Origin of the sequence: Limnovirga soli (assembly GCF_013106755.1) — a bacterium.
In the GTDB taxonomy this organism is placed as follows: Bacteria; Bacteroidota; Bacteroidia; order Chitinophagales; family Chitinophagaceae; genus Limnovirga; species Limnovirga soli.
Map to the genome: position 1 here is coordinate 273,638 of NZ_WHPF01000006.1, position 17,889 is coordinate 291,526.

The following is a 17,889-nucleotide window of genomic DNA, read 5'->3' on the forward strand; positions in this document are numbered from 1 at the left end:
CACCAAATTGTATTTAAATAGCAGCAAAGAATAACACACCTTTTACAAATCTGCCTATACATTCGCAATATACCTGTACATTGGGTTGAATGTTAGCAAAAGCATTATCATTTAATAAGAAAGGAAATATGAACATACCAAATATAAAAACACTCGGAGAGCTAAAAGCAAGTGGGTATCAGCCCATGTCGGTTAAAGATGAGATCAGAAAAAACCTGATTAAAAAAATACAGCAAAAAGAAACCACATTTCCCGGTATTATCGGTTACGAGGATTCAGTTATTCCCGATACAGAAAGGGCCTTATTGAGCAGACATAATATTTTATTCCTGGGTTTACGCGGACAAGCCAAAACCCGTATGGCCCGCCAGATGACCGAATTACTGGATGAATACATACCTTTTGTAGCCGGGAGTGAAATAAATGACGATCCCATAGCGCCACTAAGCAAATATGCCAAAGACTTTATTGCTGCACATGGAGACGACACCCCTATACATTGGCTTCACCGAAGCGAACGCTATGGGGAAAAACTGGCCACACCCGATGTAAGTGTGGCCGATTTGATTGGCGATATAGATCCTATAAAAGCCGCAAACCTGCGTTTAAGTTTTGCGGATGAGCAGGTAATACATTATGGCATTATACCACGTAGCAACCGCTCTATTTTTGTAATAAATGAAATACCCGATTTACAGGCCCGCATACAGGTTGCATTATTTAATATTTTAGAAGAAGGCGATATTCAAATTCGCGGTTTTAAGTTACGCATGCCTCTAGATATTATGTTTGTTTTTACCGCCAACCCGGAAGATTATACCAACCGAGGCAGTATTGTAACGCCTTTGAAAGACCGTATTCAAAGCCAGATACTTACCCACTATCCAAAGGATATTGACACTTCGCTCTCTATTACTGAGCAGGAAGCCAATATTAACGCAGAACAAGAGCAAAAAGTAAGCATTAGCGATTTGATAAAAAGATTAATTGAACAGGTAGCATTTGAAGCACGTACCAATGAATATGTAGATAAAAAAAGTGGTGTTAGTGCCCGTTTAACCATTGCTGCTTTTGAAAATGCAGTTAGCAGTGCCGAGCGCCGTGCTTTGGTAAATAATGAAACACATACGCAGGTTTGGATAAGCGATCTGGCCGGCATTATCCCCTCTATTACCGGTAAAATTGAGTTGGTGTACGAAGGTGAACAGGAAGGCCCCTATCAGGTGGCGGTAAACCTAGTTGACAAAGCTATTCGCACCCAATTTTTACAGTATTTCCCCAATCCAGAAGTACAGAAAAAGAGAAAGCCTACCGGCAAACCATCGCAGCAACAAAAAGAACTGGATGGCCCTTACAAAACCATTACCAGCTGGTTTGATAAAGGCAATCATCTTGACATTTTAAATGACATGAAAGATGCCGAAAAAATGGTTGCCCTGTATAAAGTAGATGGCCTCTACAGTATTGTAAAAAAGCTGTTTCCTATGGCCAATGAAAAAGAAAGTGCCTTACTAATGGAGTTTGTTTTGCATGGCCTGAGTGCTTACTCGCTTATTAGTAAAAAAATTATTGATGGCACTATTCAGTTTAAGGATTTAATTGGCAGCATGATGAACCTTGGGCCATTAACCATGGACGAAGAAGATGAATTTAACGAAGACGATTTTAGATAATCAGGATTACATTATTAATAACTAAAGGTTTGTAGCCGGTAAATACAATGTATGAAGCCTGCTGCAAACCTTTTTGCAGCTGCACTTGCCACGCTCGGTTCAAGGTTCCTCTTTTATGGCAGCAATAAAAAACAAATATTACTATTTCTTATTAAAGTTGGGTGCAAAATATATGGGTTTGCGCTTGTTAATACCCGCTAAAACAAAAGCTGCTTAGCATTACCAACCGCACAAGAGTGCGACGCAAGTAAAGCCAAATAGAAAGAATTTGCCGGGTACATAATTGCAATATGCTTTTAAAAATTACTTAATAAGCAAACCAACTTTAAGTCCGTAAGTTAAAGAAAGGCCGGGGCTAATACCTAACCGTTGATTTACATAATTATATCCACCGGAATCATAATAAACATCATACCCATAATTTCCTTTCTTATTATCGGCACCATAACCTAGTCCCCAATAAACATCTACCAGCATTTTTTCTCCAAAAACCCATTGTTTGCCAACCTCTAACTGTAAAGCGCCAAAACTAACATGCTGCTTTTCTACCGAATAATCGCTGTTGCCTTTCCAAATAATTCTGTTCTCGCTATAATTACCCAAATACACTACTGGTTTTACATAAGCTCCTTGCATTATATGTGTAAACCTGGTTTTTCCAAACAAAAAATCGGGTAGTTTATTAAACTTATAACCAGCAGAAGCAAAAAGCCCGAATTGATTTTTATGCACGGTTCTATAGGTGTTGTCGAAATATTCAAGCAATTGGCTTTTGCCCAATCCAATAATACCCAACGATAATTCGTAGCTTTTACCCACACCGGTGCTTTTCTCAAAACTAAACTGGGAATAGCCCAACAACGGACTTAAAAAATCGAGTTTAATGGCTTTGCGTTGCTGGCCGGCGTAGTTGGCAGTATCTTTTATATCAACAGTAAATCTATCTACATATCCATTGGCATAAACAATAGAAATTACCAGGTTTTTATCAATGGCATAAATAGGGCCATCGGGGTTGTCTGCCATTTTATACCAAATCTCCATAGTGCCCACCTGTATTACTTTGCCCACAATGGGTGGCCCATTGCGTTTTATAATCTGGTCTTGTGCATGCAATGCCTGCAACAGGAAAAGCGCAATACAAAGGGCAAAGAGCTGTTTCATAATTTTATTTTTTTTGACAACTGCTTTAAAATAAGCGTTGCACCTGATGGGTAATTCTATACAATATTTACTTCCCGTTCCAACGTTACGCCAAATTTATTGTAAACACTTTCTATAATTTTAGTGGATAGGGTATAAATATCACTTCCTTTTGCAGTGCCATAATTTACCAACACTAAGGCTTGTTGTGCATGGCATCCGGCATCGCCTTCGCGGTAACCTTTCCAGCCACATTGCTCAATTAACCAACCGGCAGCCAGCTTGGTTTCCTCCAAACCAACGGGATAACCAACTATGGCCGGAAACCTTTCCTTTAATGGCAGAAATACGGTATTGGGAATTGTTGGGTTTTTAAAAAAACTACCGGCATTTCCAATTACAGCCGGGTTAGGTAGTTTGCTGCTGCGGATATTAATTACCGCCTGCGAAATAGCGGAAATAGACAACTGTTGTACGCCCATTTTCTCCAGTTCCTGTTCAATGGCGCCGTAGCTGGTATTGTATCGGGGTTCTTTACGCAAACGAAAAGTTACGCTCACAATTACAAATTGATTTTTTAAATGCTGTTTAAATACACTTTCCCTATAACCAAACCTGCAATCAGCAGCGTTAAAAGCAACCAGCGTTTTATCCTTTATATGATAGCCTTCCAGAGAATAAAACACATCTTTTATCTCTACACCATAAGCACCAATATTTTGCATGGGTGATGCACCCACATTCCCAGGAATCAAACTCAGGTTTTCCACACCTGCAAAACCATGTTGAATACAGTATTGCACAAAGCCGTGCCAGTTTTCGCCGGCAAAAGCTTTTACATAATAATATTCATCATCTTCCGCTTCCAGCGAAATGCCCTTTATATCGTTTTTTATTACCAGTGCATTCACCTCTTTTGTAAACAAAATATTACTCCCACCGCCCAATACCAGTGTTGGCATATTGTCATAAGTTTCTAGAGATAGCAGCTGCTCCAAATCAGCTAAACCAGAAAACGATGAGAAATACCTGGCTTTTGATTCAATACCAAATGTATTATAGGGGCGTAATGAAATATTTTCCTGAATTTGCATAAGCGAAAATACTAAAATATGAAAGCACAAACGGCAGTAGTAATTGGCGCCACCGGTTTAATAGGTGGCTTTGTGGCAGAGCAGTTGTTGCAAGACAGCCATTTTTCTATTGTGCGACTGTTAGTGCGCAAACCCATTAGCCTGCAGCATCCCAAACTACAGGTTTGTATAACAGACTTTAATAACCTTGCCGATTTTGCCACTCAAATGGGCAAAGGCGATACTATTTTTTGTTGCGTAGGCACTACCCAACAAAAAGTAAAAGGCGATAGTGCTGCTTATAGAAAAGTAGATGTTGATATACCGCTAAATGCCGCCAGTATTGGTGTTGCGGCAGGTTTTACAAAATTTATGCTGGTATCATCTGTAGGGGCCAGTACTGGTTCGGGCAATTTTTATTTGCAATTAAAAGGCGAAGTAGAAGAAAAATTACAGGCATTTGCATTTTCTGTAATTGGTATTTTTCAACCTTCTATGTTATTGGGGCCGCGTAAAGAAAGCAGAAAGGGCGAAGCCATTGGCAAACTATTGGCGAAAGTAATTTCACCGTTATTATTGGGCTCGTTGGGCAAATACAAACCTATTGAAGCAAAACAAGTAGCCAAAGCCATGGTGCATGCGGCTGTAACTGCTGCACCCGGCTTACGGTTTTACCAATACCCAGATTTAATAAAAGTATAAGGTATAAATGGCTGTTATGCTGCGTTACTTGTTGCAGTACAAGAGTGCGACGCAAGTAAAGTTGACTGGTCAATTACAGCCGGGATACAAAGAGGAAAAAACATCATACTTTTTTGGGCCAGACAAATGATTAAAAATGAGGCTGTACTTGCGTCGCACTCTTGTACCCCAGTAACTACATTCGGCTTTTACAGCCACGGTAACCAACTTTAAGCAATCCCAATTTACGTTAAGATATTAGCTTTAAATTAATGCTTGCGCCACCTAAATTAACCTGAAAAGCAAGGCATTGTTAGTGTACCTTTGCACAAGTTTGTTTTATACTATACAATTAAAACAACACACCTTAATTACACCTTGAAAACCTATAAATAACCAGTTTTCTATGCCAACTTCCACCATTAGTTTCACCGGCTTATCAAACGAAGAAGTAAATAGTTCCCGGGAAAAATTTGGCAGCAATGCCATCACCTCAGCAAAAGAACATACGATACTGCACGATATACTGGGTATTTTAAAAGAACCCATGATTTTATTATTACTCCTTGCGGCCACCATTTATTTTATAAGTGGTAAATATGGAGATGGCATTTTTATGCTGGTGGCCATAGTATTAATAGCGGCAATTTCTCTATACCAGGATAATAAAAGCCGCAATGCATTGGCTGCATTAAAAACACTTACTGAGCCTGATTGTAAAGTAATTCGCAACAGTGAAATAATCAGCATTAAAACCGAAGAGCTGGTACCCGGCGATTTGATGATGATTGAAGAAGGCAGCCCGGTACCTGCGGATGGCATCATAAAACAAGCCAATGATTTTTCGGTTAACGAATCTATACTTACCGGCGAATCTATGGCCGTTAACAAATCTGAAAACAGCGAAGAAAAAGCTGTATTTCAGGCTACAACAGTAGTAAGCGGTTTGGCAATTTGCGAGGTTACCGCCACGGGCAACAATACCCGCTTAGCAGCTATAGGCAAAAGCATTGAAGCTATAAAGGAAGAAGACACTCCACTACAAATACAAATAGAAAATTTTGTAAAGAAAATGGTGGTAATTGGAGTGGTTGTTTTTTTAATTGTATGGGCAATTAATTATTTTAATTCAGGTAGCATGCTGGATAGCTTACTAAAAGCCTTAACCCTCGCTATGAGTATTATACCCGAAGAAATACCTGTAACATTTACCACTTTTATGGCGCTGGGTGCCTGGCGTTTGATGAAGATGGGTATTATAGTAAAGCAAACAAAAACAGTTGAAGCATTGGGCAGCGCTACGGTTATTTGTACTGATAAAACCGGCACCATTACTGAAAACCGAATGGAATTGGCCCGTTTTTATTCATTACCGGATAATACAATTAGCAAGTATAGTGATGGCTTAAATGATATGGAAAAAGAACTGATTCGTTTTGCCATGTGGTCAAGCGAACCCATACCTTTTGACCCAATGGAACTGGCTATACATGAGGCCTATAAACAAACAGCACCAACAGATGAAAGGCCATTGTATAAAATGGTGCATGAGTACCCATTATCTGGCAAGCCACCCATGATGACCCATGTATTTGAAAATGCATCAGGCAACCGAATAATGGCTGCCAAAGGAGCCCCTGAAGCTATTATAGCAGTTTGTACTTTAGACGATACCCAAAAGAAAAATATATTACTGGCAGTACAAACCATGGCAGCAGAAGGCTTTAGGGTATTGGGGGTGGGCACAACCACCATGCAGGGCGATGCCTACCCTGCCACGCAGCAGGAACTAACATTTGATTTTAAAGGGTTGGTTGCCTTTTACGATCCGCCAAAGAAAAATATTGCTGCGGTATTTCAATCTTTTTACCAGGCCGGCATAAAGGTTAAAATAATTACCGGCGACAATGCTGCCACTACCACCACCATTGCCAAACAAGTGGGTTTTGAGGGTGCAGATAACCATTGCGATGGTGAAACCATTATGCAATTAGAGGGTGAAGCACTCAACAAAAAAGTAGCGGCCACCAGCATTTTTACCCGCATGTTCCCCGAAGCCAAATTAAAGGTGATTAATGCCCTTAAAGACAGCAAAGAAATTGTGGCGATGACAGGCGATGGGGTTAATGATGGACCGGCTTTAAAAGCCGCCCATATTGGTATTGCAATGGGCAAAAAAGGATCTGACCTGGCAAAAAGGGCCAGCTCACTAATTTTAATGGATGATGATTTGTCAAGCATGGTGGATGCGGTGGCAATGGGCCGAAAAATATATACGAATATCAAGAAAGCGATACAGTATGTTATTTCTATCCATATTCCTATAGTGTTAACCGTGTTTTTACCATTGGCGCTGGGCTGGGTATACCCGAATATATTTACACCGGTACATGTAATTTTTATGGAAATGATTATGGGCCCTACCTGCTCTATCATATACGAGAACGAACCAATGGAAAGCAATACCATGCAGCAAGCTCCAAGGCCGTTTACTACTACATTTTTTAAATTAAAAGAGCTTATCACCAGTATTATACAGGGGCTGGGAATAACCCTTGGCACATTGGGTGTTTATCAACTCTCGGTGTATTTGCAATACGATGAAAACACTACCCGCACCATGGTATTTGTTACACTGATTACTGCGAATATTTTTTTAACCCTGGTAAACCGTTCATTTTACTACTCAATGGTTACTACGGCCAGATATAAAAATAATTTGATACTGGTAATCATCGCCGCCACTATTGCATTATCGGCTGTTCTTCTATTTATTCCGGTGTGTAGCAGGTTCTTTCAGTTTGAGCCTTTGCAGCTGAACCAATTTGTGATTTGTATTGCTACGGGTTTTATATCAGTAACATGGTATGAAATAGTTAAGTGGATAAAACGCAATAAAAAGGCCTAAACCTTGCTATAAAAAAATGATTTATTGGCTGTTTGCAGCTGCTTCATTTGCTACAGTACAAGTGTGCGAAGCAAGGGATGCCCATTATAGTCACCAGCGCTAGGCCCAAAACATTCTTACTCTGTAAATTAATTGCATAGTGTTAGATGCTGCTTTTGATGAACACTTCCAAGAGATAGCTAAGACTTAACAATCAGGTGATAATTGTTTTGTTACTTAGTGTTATAAAAAATACGCTTATGTCTTTTACCAGAAGATCTTTTTTATTGAATGGTATTAAAACCATTGTAGCCATAGGTGCGGCCAATACTATACAATCTTTTAGAGCAGGCGCTTTTGCGCTGCCACCGGCCAACAAAATTCAAATGCGTTTTGCCATTGCCAGCGATGGGCATTATGGCCAGCCTAATACCCCTTTTGAGGCACAGCACCTGGAAATGGTAAATTGGCTAAACGCAGAAAAGCAACACCGTGGTTTAGATTTTACCATGATTAACGGAGATATTTTTCATAACGAAACGGCCAACCTGCCATTGGTAAAAGCAAACTGGGACAAACTTACCATGCCTTATCATGTTTCGCATGGCAACCATGATATGATTGATGAAGCCGCCTGGTTAGCAACCTGGCAAACGCCCTGGCATTACACATTTGAGCATAAAGACAATGCTTTTTTGGTATTGAATACAGCAGATGATAAGGGCAATTATATTAGTCCCGATGCAGCCTATACCAGGGAACAACTTACCCAATTGGCTGGCAAAAAAAAGCTATTTGTGTTTATGCATATTACCCCTTTTAACTGGACCAAAGGTGGCCTGCCCTGCCCCGATATTGTAGCTTTATTTAACAAGCAAGAAAACCTGAAAGCGGTGTTTCATGGCCACGACCATAATATGGATGATGTAAAAGAAAATGAAGGCAAATTTTATTTTTTTGATGCCCATATTGGTGGTAGCTGGGGCACAGATTATCGCGGCTATCGTATTGTAGAAATACTAAAAAACGGCACTATACTTACCTACCAAACCAACCCGGCGAACGCCAGCATGGTGAACAGCAAAACACTTTAAAGTTTTTTAATCCATTTTGTTTGCCGCATATTTTAGCTGGCAGGCGTAACAGTGTTCGCCGTTATTAAAGGTGTTGAGGATTGATTGCAGGGCACAAAAAAACAACCCCGAAAGGTTGCTTTTTATTCTAGTTATTAGCAAATTACTTATTGTCTTTGGTATCTAAAATTACCGGTGTACTGCCCTTGCCCATAACAATAATTTTGGCGTTGGCAGATTGTGCCAAAGCTAATTGGGCTTTAATACTTTCGTACTGCAACTGCTTATCGGTAAGGCTTTCGCTGATAATGCGCTGGTAATCGGCAATACCTTGTGCTTCTACCCTTTTGCGTTCGGCTTCCTGTTTTTCTTTGGCCAGTACAAACTGCATTTTTTGTGCATCCTGCTCAGCATTTATTTTTTGTTCTATGGTAGCTTTTACACTTTCGGGAAGTGCTATATTTCTTACCAGTAATTGCTCTAAAAATAAACCACGGGAAGCAAAATCCTTTTCAATGGTTTTAAAAATGCGTTGCTGAAATTCATCCCTTTTGGTAGAATACAAAGCCACGGCATCGTAATAAACGGCATTGTCTCTAATACGGGTACGTGTAATGGGGCGTACAATTTTATCTTCATAGTCCACACCTGTTTCTCTTAACAGCTTTGGCGCATCAGTGGTTACAACATGATACAATACGGAAAGATCGATGGTTACTTCCAGTCCATCTGCAGTTAATACCCGAATGGCATCGTCTCCGCTTTTCATTCCCTCGTCGTGTACACCACTCATGGTATAATTCTGGGTTCTAACATCCAGCTTTTCTACCTCCAATAAAGGGTTAATAAAGTTAAGTCCACTGGTAAGCACATCGGTTTGTACTTTACCAAATAGTTTTTTTACCCCTACCTGTCCTGCTTCTACCTGAACCACGCAGGAGGTAAGTACACCAATAACAATCATAATAACACCTACAATTTTGGTGGGGCCAACAAAACGTCTCAGGTCATCATTGCTGCGGCCAAGGCTTATGCCTACAATAAACACAATGAAGCCAATAATAATAAGTAACATTTTAGTTTGTATTTAAGCAATAAAACTACACATTAAATGCTGAGTGCAGGTTTCTATTTATCATTGTTTATTACCATTGGCAACATTTAAAAACAGGTATTCCAACCAAGCAAAACATATTAAATAAAATAGGATTACACTATATAGGGTTTATTTGTTTTATTTGTGGTTTACCAACTGCCTGCCATGTTTAGACGTTTTGTTTTATTTATAAATAAAATTACCGGCTGGAAAACCGATGATAATATTCCACCGGAAATTAAACGCTGCATAATTATTGCCGCGCCGCATACCAGCAACTGGGATTTTTGGTATATGATTGCTTCCTTTAGCATTTATCGTTTAAGAATAAGGTATACCATTAAAAAGGAATGGATGCAGTTTCCCTTTAGCCTTATTACCAAACCACTGGGTGGCATTGCCATAGATCGCAGCCCCAAACAGGCCAATGCGCAACGTATAAGCCATACCGAAGCCATGATTAAACTATTTACCGAACAGGATGAATTGATTGTGGTAGTTACCCCAGAAGGCACCCGCAGCCGCCGGGAACACTGGCATACCGGTTTTTATCATATTGCCAAAAATGCAGGCGTACCCATTTGCCTGGGTTATGTTGATTATGCCAAAAAAATTGCTGGTATTGGTAAAACCATCTACCCTACAGAAATGCAAAAAGACATGAAGGAAATCATGTCTTTTTACCAGTCCATGCATGCTAAATTTCCAGAGAAATTTAGTGTGGATATTGATTATGTGTAGATATTAAAAATCAGAATAGGCAGTTGGCCTTAAAAACACCATATCATTTTTAGATACATTGTGTTGATATTCTGGCTTTGCAGATAATGTTTTCCAATAAGCATCATCACCAAAAGTTTTCCAATGTGCATCTCTGTCGGCCATATTTTCAAAACAGGTCATATACATTAAATTGGGCATTTTACTGCCAGCAATTACGGAGCTATAAAAAGCAGCATTAAAATTAAGGCGCTTAAACAAGCCAACTTCATCACCGTCGTTAAACATCTTAACCTTATTGGCAAAAATTTTCTCGCTGGTACTTTCATAGCTGCGCAACTCATATACTCTTTCACTGTTGGGGCTTTTTAATTGTGGTACCTGCATTTTGGGCGCTAAGGGAAATGCATACAATACTATATTTTCTTTTCTACTAAAAGCCGGACTGGTATAAGGCGCATTAATGTAAGCCTCACCTGCGCTTTGATAAGCAGCATCTGCATCCAGTTTTTCCTGTTGGGTAGCTAATTCCTGTAAAGAACTTATGGTTTGAAATACATAAATTCTTTTATCAGCCGATGTATCGTTGGCCCATGAGGTAAACACCCCCAATTTGGTATAGCCCATTTTATGCAGGGCCGGCAAATAGGCATTTTGCAGGTATTGTTCAATAAGCTGCTGCTGTTGTGCAGTAGCAAAATGATAAACCGTTAAAGAATAATATTCCCTTTTTTCTTTCCCTGCAAATGCACAAAACTGCACTAACACAAAAGCTATTAAAAATGCAGTTTTTAATACAAAAGGCAATCGCTTTTTCATACAATCATTTTATTTATAATGAGGCATAAAGCTATAACAAAGCAAGTGTATATGCGTAAAAGCAGTAGAAAGTTTTTAGCCAGGCTGTAAATAGTGTTTTAGGCTTTACTTGCGTCGCACTCTTGTACTGCAACAATGGTGGCGGCAAATACAATGTATCTGTTTATTCTGGCATTTTTTATCAATTCTCTTTTACAAATTTTATATTTTCAAAAGGCATAAAATAATTGGGCAGGCAGGTTATTGTATTACCGTTAATGGTTAAATCAATGCCTTTAAAACTTACCTGTTCCAATAAAGGACTTAGCGACATTTCGAAATGGTTGTTTTTATTATCGGCATCTTTTATCAGCGTTAACACATCTGGGTATAAGGGATGTTGCAGGTAAACCTTTGTAATACCCACCGTATCAAAAACTGCCAGGCCCTGTTTATTGGTATAATAAACATTTCGCGTTTCCCCGGAAAAAGCTATACAACTAATATGCTCATTTAAATAGGCATTGGGATGCACTACCTGAATACTAAACTGTTTGCCTTGTACTGATTGCTTGTTAACAATAAAATCCTTGCCCGCCACTTTGTTGGCCTTTAAAATTATGGTATTGTTTTGTTGGGTAAAAGTGCCAGCCGATGTTCTGTCAACTGCACCATAACTGTACATAAATCTAAAACTACCATCGCCGTTAAACTCAAATGCAGCAGCCATTTCGGGTATGCCTGTTAAACTATATACACCTGTAATTTGCTGTGCATGCAACAGGCTGTTACCTGTACCAATGCACACAAGTAATATGACTATTTTATACAACATGTAAAGGCTTTAAACATTATTTTACAGTAGCAGCCTTGCTGCATTTATATTCAAAAGTACAAGTGTGCGACGCAAGTAAAGCAACATATTTATTCTTTTGCCGGGCTAATAAAAAAAGTATTTCATGCATAATATTTTCCATAAATAGCACCCAAAATCAGATTATTATTTGCTATAAATACGTCTGGCCACTTTACCCACCGTTAACCCCTGCACTACAATAGAAAACAAGACTACCCCATAGGTTATAAACACCAGCATTTCTTTTGGTGCTTCATTTGCCAGCGAGAGGGCCATGGCTATTGATAGTCCGCCCCTTAGTCCGCCCCATGTCATAATAAGCAGGGTTTTATTATCTATGTTTATCCGCCGCTTAAACAGTTGAAATGGCATTTGTAGTGAAATATACCGGGCAATTACTACAGCGGGAATTATAAAGAGCGCTATCCAAAAATATACTGCTTTAAATTCCAGCGTTAACACCCGCAAGCCAATCATTACAAATAATAAAGCATTCATTAATACATCTAACAAATGCCAGAATTGGTCAATATTATCTTTTGTTCTATCGCTCATAGCCTCATTTTTAGAATGATGGCCCGTCATTAATCCCGCTACTACCACAGCCAAAGGACCAGAAACATGTATTGAATCAGCCAATACATAGCCACCCATTACAATAGCAAGCGTAATAAGCAATTCGGTTTCGTAATGATCAATGCTTTTTAACAAATAATAAATAGCAGCACCCAATACCAGGCCTAAAACCAAACCACCGCCAACTTCCTCCAATAATAACACACCTATATCTGCCGCTGAAGTATTTTCTATGCCATTATTATATATTGACAAAAGGGTTAAAAAAAGCACTACGCCTATCCCATCGTTAAAAAGCGATTCGCCTACAATATTTATTTCAGCTTTTTCGGGTACGTTAGCTTTGGTTAAAATTCCCAACACGGCAATAGGATCTGTTGGTGAAACCAGCGCACCAAACAATAAACAATAAATAAAAGCTACAGGAAATTGCAATAAAATACACACCCCATATAATATGCCCGCCATAAAAAACGTAGATAGTAAGGTACTGATAACGGCAAAAAGCAGAATTGATTTCCGGTTTTCTTTAAGTGCATCAAAATTGGTATGCATGGCACCGGCAAACAATAAAAAGCATAGCATTACATCTAATACCACCGTGCTAAAATCTACCAGATCTACTGCTTTTTTAATATGGTTAAAAATAGCCGGACTAATAAAACCAACCACAAACAAACAAAGAGAAAAAATAATAGCAATCAACATTAAGCCGATGGTAGAAGGCAGTTTTAGGAAACGCACATTCAGATAGGCAAAAATGGCCGAGATGCAAATAAGGAAGGTAATTATATAAAAAAGATCCATTTAACTAGGTTTTTCCAAATATAAGCGTAAAAAATGCCCCTCAAGGGGGTGATTTTGATGAAAACCGGGTATTCCGCGTGATAAATCACGCACTCCGTGATTTATCACGCCCATTTTCCCGTGATAAATCACGCGGTTTTGCGTGATAAATCACGTTGTTTGGTATTTGGGAACCATTTACTTTTGACTTGTTAATAAGCAGCCACTTATTAATGCCGTTACTAAATTTTGAGAACACTTTTTTCAACCTTGTTGTATGGAAACAGAAACCTTATCAAACGTCGGTCTTATTTTAACAGGCATTGCAATATTTGCCATCGGTTTAACTGCTGGCGCTATTGCAATGTCTTACTTTATCAGAATGGTAGATAGCACCGACTTTAAAAAAATATTGAACGACGAGTTCTAGATACATTATGGTTTTTCTTAAGATTGAACAGCCCTGGCATTTTTATGCCGGGGTTTATTGTTTGTAGCTACTAGTAATATTTTTTTGTAGCCGGGCAATTAAACCAATATGCATCTTTACTTGCGTCGCACACTTGTACTTTCTGAAAATGATTTGGCTTTTAGCCTGCAGCCGCCAGGTATTCTACGGCACAAGTGTGCGACGCAAGTAAAGCCAAATGCCTAATCATTAGCCGGGTAACAAATGCATTTATTGGCTGTTTTACATTGGCTTTTTTATACGACCGTACACCAACAACAACAAAACATAAAGCAGACTGCCGTATACAAAAAGCAGTGGCTGGTTGGTATAAATAGCATTGTAATTATTTGGCTGCACTTGTACCGTTTGTACATAAGGTTCAGTATTAGCTTGTTGAAAACCTATTTCGCCCGAAGCCTGTATGAGGCCGCAAATACCATTATTACTGTTTACCACCAGGTCTTTACGGTTTTCTACTGCCCGCAGGCGGGCATTGTAAAAATGTAGTCCAACTATATAAGTATTGCTAAACCAGCCATCATTACTTAGGTTTAGCAAAAATTCGGCGCCGTTATTAACCCTGTTTTGGGCTACGGCGGGCACGGTAGCTTCGTTACAAATAATAATGCCGGCCTTACCATAGGGCGTAGATAATGGAAGATGGTATTGTTGCCCCGGCTGCACCTCAAAACCATTGCTGCTTAAAAATGGTAATAACACACCGGTAAGTGGTTTTTCTATAAGAGATAACAGGTATTGTTTATCGTAACGGCCCGCCATTTGGCCATCAGGCAAAAAGCAATAAGCCGAATTAAAAACGGTATTACTATCAATGGCTGTATTAATACCCATGATATGCGTAACATGGGCTGGGGAGGTAATACGCAATACTTCATTCACCAGGTCGTCGTTGGGGCTGTAAGTCCACGGTATGGCTGATTCTGACCATAACACCATATCTGGTTTTAATGCAACAGCCTTTTTATTCAAATCCAGTAATCGCTGCACCAGTTGATTACCATTGGCTTCATTCCATTGAATATCGGGGGGTATATTTTCTGCCAGTATGGCCACCGTAAAAGCCTTACCCGGTTGCAGATTTTGTTCAAAGTTTTGTTGCAGTAAAAAGCCTGCAAGCAGGTATAACGGAATTAGAGCCAATACCATTAATGTATTTTTCCATTGTTTTCTGGCAATAAAAAAAGACAGTAAAATATTTACCAGCACTACCACAAAACTCAGCACATAAATGCCAAAAAATGCAGCAGGCTGTATGGCATATGTATTTTTAAGCAACATTCCTCCGGCATGAAAATCGAACCAGGGAAAACCGGCAGAGAATTGCATTAATGCCCATTCGCTTAATACAAAAACTGCGGCCACCCCGATACCACTAAGAGAAACTGCAAAAACACTATTGGATTTTAGGGGTACCAGCCGGCAGCATAATAATGTAACCCCCATCCATAACCCAAAAAGTAAACAGGATAAAACATATGCAAACAACCCATACCAGGTACTGCTTCCTGTAAATCGTTCAGCTCCTGGTATCATCCAATAAAAAGCAAACAAGGTAATTACCAATCCAACTGTATAACCGGCAAAGAAAGATTGCTTTGCAGTGCTGAAATTCACCACTAAAAATAGCGGCACAAAACAATACCATGCCAGGTATACATTCATTTGTGTAAACGCCAAACAAATTAATATACCCGATAACAATAATAGTGGCCATTTATATTTTGGCAAAATATTCATGTAAAAAAATATAGATATACAAAACTATTAGTGTGGTTTAAATATACAACACTATCGGGCCAACAAGTATAAAAAACTAACTGACATACCTGTTAAAAACAAAACACCCGGCATGCCGGGTGTTTAGCCTAACAAGTAAATTATTATTGTACCATTAGTTTTAATGTTTCGTCAATTGCATCGCCTTTTACATGCAATATATACATACCTGGTGCAGGCATTTGCTTTAAGCCCAGCGTATATGTTCCATTAGCGGCCACTTGCATGGTTTCGTTATAAACGGTTTTGCCATTTAATGCACTTAACACCAAACTTATTTTACCAGCAGTAACATCGTTAATACTTACACGAACAGCATCTTTTACCGGGTTTTGCACAAGATTTACTTTAGATAAACCTTGTACCAGCATACGTAAAGATTTTACCTCAGAATTTCTGGACTTTCCATCCATATCGGTTTGTTTAATGCGATAGAAATTGGTACCATTGGCTGGTGCAATATCTACTGCGCTGTATGCGGTTGGTGTGGAGGTGTTACCGCTGCCCTTTACTTTTGCAACTGAAGTCCAACTTACCCCATCGGTACTGCGTTCAATATCAAATTGCGCATTATTTTGTTCGGATGCTGTTACCCATTCAATTTTCACCTTATTGCCATCGGGTTTAACGGTAAACTGTGCCAGCTGTATGGGCAATAAAGAACCGGTAATAAGCGATGGCAATGTTTTGCTAACGGGATAATTAGCCGCATCTACCCTAAAATAATACGTAGTACCCGATTGTAAATTGGCTGTTGGCTTTATTACATATTCATACTCGGTTTCTTTGTTTTTGGCTACTGTTTGTGCAGGCAATTTTTCTGTAGCCAGAATCATTTTACCTGCTACAAAAGTGAGTCCTTCGGCAGTAAGTTGATCTGTAGTAGCCTGTAAATCAGTTACATTGGTACTGGTGCCTGCCAATACAAAAGCATTGGTACCAACAGTTAATTTAATAGTATCCCAATGTGCACCGGGTAAATTACTCGAGTCCTCAAACAAAGCGCCATCCAGCAAACCACCAGCATTTGCCGGATCATTATACAAAACTATACGCAGCCTTAATGTTTCCGTTGGACTGGTAATGGTTGGTGTAACATTTTGAGCTGCCATCCAGGTGGCAGTGGTTTGAGAACCATCATCCTTGCGCCAGCGCCAGCTGCCCTGTGTGGTAAAGGCATACATATTGCTCCAGGCAATGGTAAGCAAAATAATAAGTGTAATTTTTTTCATAATAAACGTTTGTTGAAATGAAGATATATAGTTATAAAGAGAAATACCATTTTTTAGCCGGGCTGCCCTTTTTTATGGCATCACCGCTTGCGTCGCACTCTTGTACTGCAGGTTATAATGCAGCACTTAAACATCATAATTTTTAAAACATGCCAATGGCAAACCGGCAACCTTCATATCCATTCTGCTAATATGCCATCTGCCCAGGTTTGCTGCAAACAATTGCTTTGCGCCCTTACCCCCAAATGCAATATTGGTGGGGTTGCTTAAAGTATGCGCTTCCCAATCGTAAGATAATACACTAAGATCCTTTTTTGTATTGGCTATATAAATACAGTTGGGTGCATAGCAGGAAATATACAGGTTTTCCTCACAGTCAAAGGCAATACCATCGGGGCAGCTTTGTAATAGTTTTACATATTCTTCCCGTTCGCCAGCCGTACCATCTGCATTAATATTTATACGCTCTACTCCGGGTAACCAGGTGCATACCACATATAGGTATTCTTCATTTTTTGACAATGCCATACCGTTGGCAAAATTAAACGGGCCTTTATGCCAAACCACTCCTGTACCATCCTGATTAAAGCAAAATATTTTACCATTAATTTGCCTGAAAGCACCACTATCAGACACATATAGTTTACCCTTACTATCAAATACAGCGTAGTTGGGAATACTTAACTGATCTTCACCGGCACCAGTTGTAAAAATTTCCAGCTGTAAGGTAGCCAATACCAGTTTCCAAATACATTTGTTTTTCAAATCGCAAATGGCCAACCAACTGCAATCGGGCGAAAATGCAATACCTAAAACAAAACCACCTGTATTGGCAACTTCTTTTATCACTGCACCATCTTCGCTGATCATATAAATTTGTCCGGCTTCTCCACCGGCCCAAACAGTGCCATTGGGATGCACTGCCACACATTCGGGATGATCGAGCCCATCTGCAAAAATTGTTATATTTTCTACCGCTATATCCATATACTCGTTTAAATAATTTTTCAATTATACAATTAGGCCATTTTTATCCAATTGTATTTT

Annotated in this window: 15 protein-coding genes; 6 read left to right on the top strand and 9 right to left on the bottom strand. The window is 39.3% G+C overall.

Features of this window, described 5'->3' with window-relative positions; translation table 11 throughout:
- Positions 1 to 128: 128 nt before the first annotated feature.
- A complete protein-coding gene (locus GD597_RS10150; protein WP_171607734.1) occupies positions 129 to 1,673 on the top strand; it encodes an AAA family ATPase in 1,545 nt (514 codons plus the stop codon).
- Between the two features lie 303 nt (positions 1,674 to 1,976).
- Here the strand turns inward: GD597_RS10150 and GD597_RS10155 are convergent, their stop codons facing one another.
- Positions 1,977 to 2,837 (bottom strand): hypothetical protein, encoded by an 861-nt coding sequence (locus GD597_RS10155; RefSeq protein WP_171607735.1) that lies wholly within the window; start codon positions 2,835 to 2,837, stop codon positions 1,977 to 1,979.
- A gap of 56 nt (positions 2,838 to 2,893) precedes the next feature.
- Complete coding sequence (gene murB / locus GD597_RS10160; protein ID WP_171607736.1) at positions 2,894 to 3,910, bottom strand: UDP-N-acetylmuramate dehydrogenase; 1,017 nt, start codon at positions 3,908 to 3,910, stop codon at positions 2,894 to 2,896.
- Positions 3,911 to 3,928: 18 nt separating this feature from the next.
- Between murB and GD597_RS10165 the strand changes: the two genes are divergently transcribed.
- From GD597_RS10165 to GD597_RS10175, 3 genes are all read left to right on the top strand, one after another.
- Positions 3,929 to 4,591, top strand: a complete 663-nt coding sequence (locus tag GD597_RS10165; RefSeq protein ID WP_171607737.1) for an NAD(P)H-binding protein — start codon at positions 3,929 to 3,931, stop codon at positions 4,589 to 4,591.
- Positions 4,592 to 4,976: 385 nt separating this feature from the next.
- Complete coding sequence (locus tag GD597_RS10170) at positions 4,977 to 7,478, top strand: cation-translocating P-type ATPase (protein ID WP_171607738.1); 2,502 nt, start codon at positions 4,977 to 4,979, stop codon at positions 7,476 to 7,478.
- Positions 7,479 to 7,717: 239 nt separating this feature from the next.
- Entirely contained in the window at positions 7,718 to 8,551 is an 834-nt protein-coding gene (locus GD597_RS10175; protein ID WP_171607739.1) for a metallophosphoesterase family protein, read from the top strand.
- Between the two features lie 142 nt (positions 8,552 to 8,693).
- On the opposite strand, the gene GD597_RS10180 is transcribed toward GD597_RS10175, so the two are convergent.
- Positions 8,694 to 9,605 (bottom strand): prohibitin family protein, encoded by a 912-nt coding sequence (locus tag GD597_RS10180; protein WP_171607740.1) that lies wholly within the window; start codon positions 9,603 to 9,605, stop codon positions 8,694 to 8,696.
- Positions 9,606 to 9,791: 186 nt separating this feature from the next.
- Here GD597_RS10180 and GD597_RS10185 point away from each other — a divergent pair, with 186 nt between their 5' ends.
- Positions 9,792 to 10,367, top strand: a complete 576-nt coding sequence (locus GD597_RS10185) for a 1-acyl-sn-glycerol-3-phosphate acyltransferase (RefSeq protein ID WP_171607741.1) — start codon at positions 9,792 to 9,794, stop codon at positions 10,365 to 10,367.
- 3 nt (positions 10,368 to 10,370) lie between these two features.
- On the opposite strand, the gene GD597_RS10190 is transcribed toward GD597_RS10185, so the two are convergent.
- The 3 genes from GD597_RS10190 to GD597_RS10200 all read right to left on the bottom strand — a co-directional run bounded on the left by GD597_RS10190 (position 10,371) and on the right by GD597_RS10200 (position 13,383).
- A complete protein-coding gene (locus tag GD597_RS10190; protein WP_171607742.1) occupies positions 10,371 to 11,165 on the bottom strand; it encodes an NIPSNAP family protein in 795 nt (264 codons plus the stop codon).
- 181 nt (positions 11,166 to 11,346) lie between these two features.
- The gene (locus tag GD597_RS10195) at positions 11,347 to 11,979 is read right to left on the bottom strand and encodes a hypothetical protein (protein WP_171607743.1); all 633 of its coding nucleotides are present in this window, start codon (positions 11,977 to 11,979) and stop codon (positions 11,347 to 11,349) included.
- A gap of 165 nt (positions 11,980 to 12,144) precedes the next feature.
- A complete protein-coding gene (locus GD597_RS10200; protein ID WP_171607744.1) occupies positions 12,145 to 13,383 on the bottom strand; it encodes a cation:proton antiporter in 1,239 nt (412 codons plus the stop codon).
- Positions 13,384 to 13,639: 256 nt separating this feature from the next.
- On the opposite strand from GD597_RS10200, the gene GD597_RS10205 reads away from it, so the two are divergent.
- Entirely contained in the window at positions 13,640 to 13,792 is a 153-nt protein-coding gene (locus GD597_RS10205) for a hypothetical protein (RefSeq protein WP_171607745.1), read from the top strand.
- Positions 13,793 to 14,053: 261 nt separating this feature from the next.
- Here the strand turns inward: GD597_RS10205 and lnt are convergent, their stop codons facing one another.
- From lnt to GD597_RS10220, 3 genes are all read right to left on the bottom strand, one after another.
- A complete protein-coding gene (lnt, locus tag GD597_RS10210; RefSeq protein WP_171607746.1) occupies positions 14,054 to 15,571 on the bottom strand; it encodes an apolipoprotein N-acyltransferase in 1,518 nt (505 codons plus the stop codon).
- A 143-nt stretch (positions 15,572 to 15,714) separates the two neighbouring features.
- Positions 15,715 to 16,842, bottom strand: a complete 1,128-nt coding sequence (locus GD597_RS10215; protein WP_171607747.1) for a T9SS type A sorting domain-containing protein — start codon at positions 16,840 to 16,842, stop codon at positions 15,715 to 15,717.
- 126 nt (positions 16,843 to 16,968) lie between these two features.
- Positions 16,969 to 17,853 (bottom strand): SMP-30/gluconolactonase/LRE family protein, encoded by an 885-nt coding sequence (locus GD597_RS10220; RefSeq protein WP_171607748.1) that lies wholly within the window; start codon positions 17,851 to 17,853, stop codon positions 16,969 to 16,971.
- Between the last annotated feature and the right edge of the window lie 36 nt (positions 17,854 to 17,889).

What these genes read in the sequence shown, in the direction of transcription:
- GD597_RS10205 (WP_171607745.1), top strand. Translation starts at nt 13,640, where the DNA reads ATGGAAACAGAAACCTTATCAAACGTCGGTCTTATTTTAACAGGCATT.
- GD597_RS10175 (WP_171607739.1), top strand. Translation starts at nt 7,718, where the DNA reads ATGTCTTTTACCAGAAGATCTTTTTTATTGAATGGTATTAAAACCATT.
- GD597_RS10155 (WP_171607735.1), bottom strand. Translation starts at nt 2,837, where the DNA reads ATGAAACAGCTCTTTGCCCTTTGTATTGCGCTTTTCCTGTTGCAGGCA.
- murB (WP_171607736.1), bottom strand. Translation starts at nt 3,910, where the DNA reads ATGCAAATTCAGGAAAATATTTCATTACGCCCCTATAATACATTTGGT.
- GD597_RS10185 (WP_171607741.1), top strand. Translation starts at nt 9,792, where the DNA reads ATGTTTAGACGTTTTGTTTTATTTATAAATAAAATTACCGGCTGGAAA.
- GD597_RS10165 (WP_171607737.1), top strand. Translation starts at nt 3,929, where the DNA reads ATGAAAGCACAAACGGCAGTAGTAATTGGCGCCACCGGTTTAATAGGT.
- GD597_RS10190 (WP_171607742.1), bottom strand. Translation starts at nt 11,165, where the DNA reads ATGAAAAAGCGATTGCCTTTTGTATTAAAAACTGCATTTTTAATAGCT.
- GD597_RS10180 (WP_171607740.1), bottom strand. Translation starts at nt 9,605, where the DNA reads ATGTTACTTATTATTATTGGCTTCATTGTGTTTATTGTAGGCATAAGC.
- lnt (WP_171607746.1), bottom strand. Translation starts at nt 15,571, where the DNA reads ATGAATATTTTGCCAAAATATAAATGGCCACTATTATTGTTATCGGGT.
- GD597_RS10200 (WP_171607744.1), bottom strand. Translation starts at nt 13,383, where the DNA reads ATGGATCTTTTTTATATAATTACCTTCCTTATTTGCATCTCGGCCATT.
- GD597_RS10170 (WP_171607738.1), top strand. Translation starts at nt 4,977, where the DNA reads ATGCCAACTTCCACCATTAGTTTCACCGGCTTATCAAACGAAGAAGTA.
- GD597_RS10215 (WP_171607747.1), bottom strand. Translation starts at nt 16,842, where the DNA reads ATGAAAAAAATTACACTTATTATTTTGCTTACCATTGCCTGGAGCAAT.
- GD597_RS10195 (WP_171607743.1), bottom strand. Translation starts at nt 11,979, where the DNA reads ATGTTGTATAAAATAGTCATATTACTTGTGTGCATTGGTACAGGTAAC.
- GD597_RS10150 (WP_171607734.1), top strand. Translation starts at nt 129, where the DNA reads ATGAACATACCAAATATAAAAACACTCGGAGAGCTAAAAGCAAGTGGG.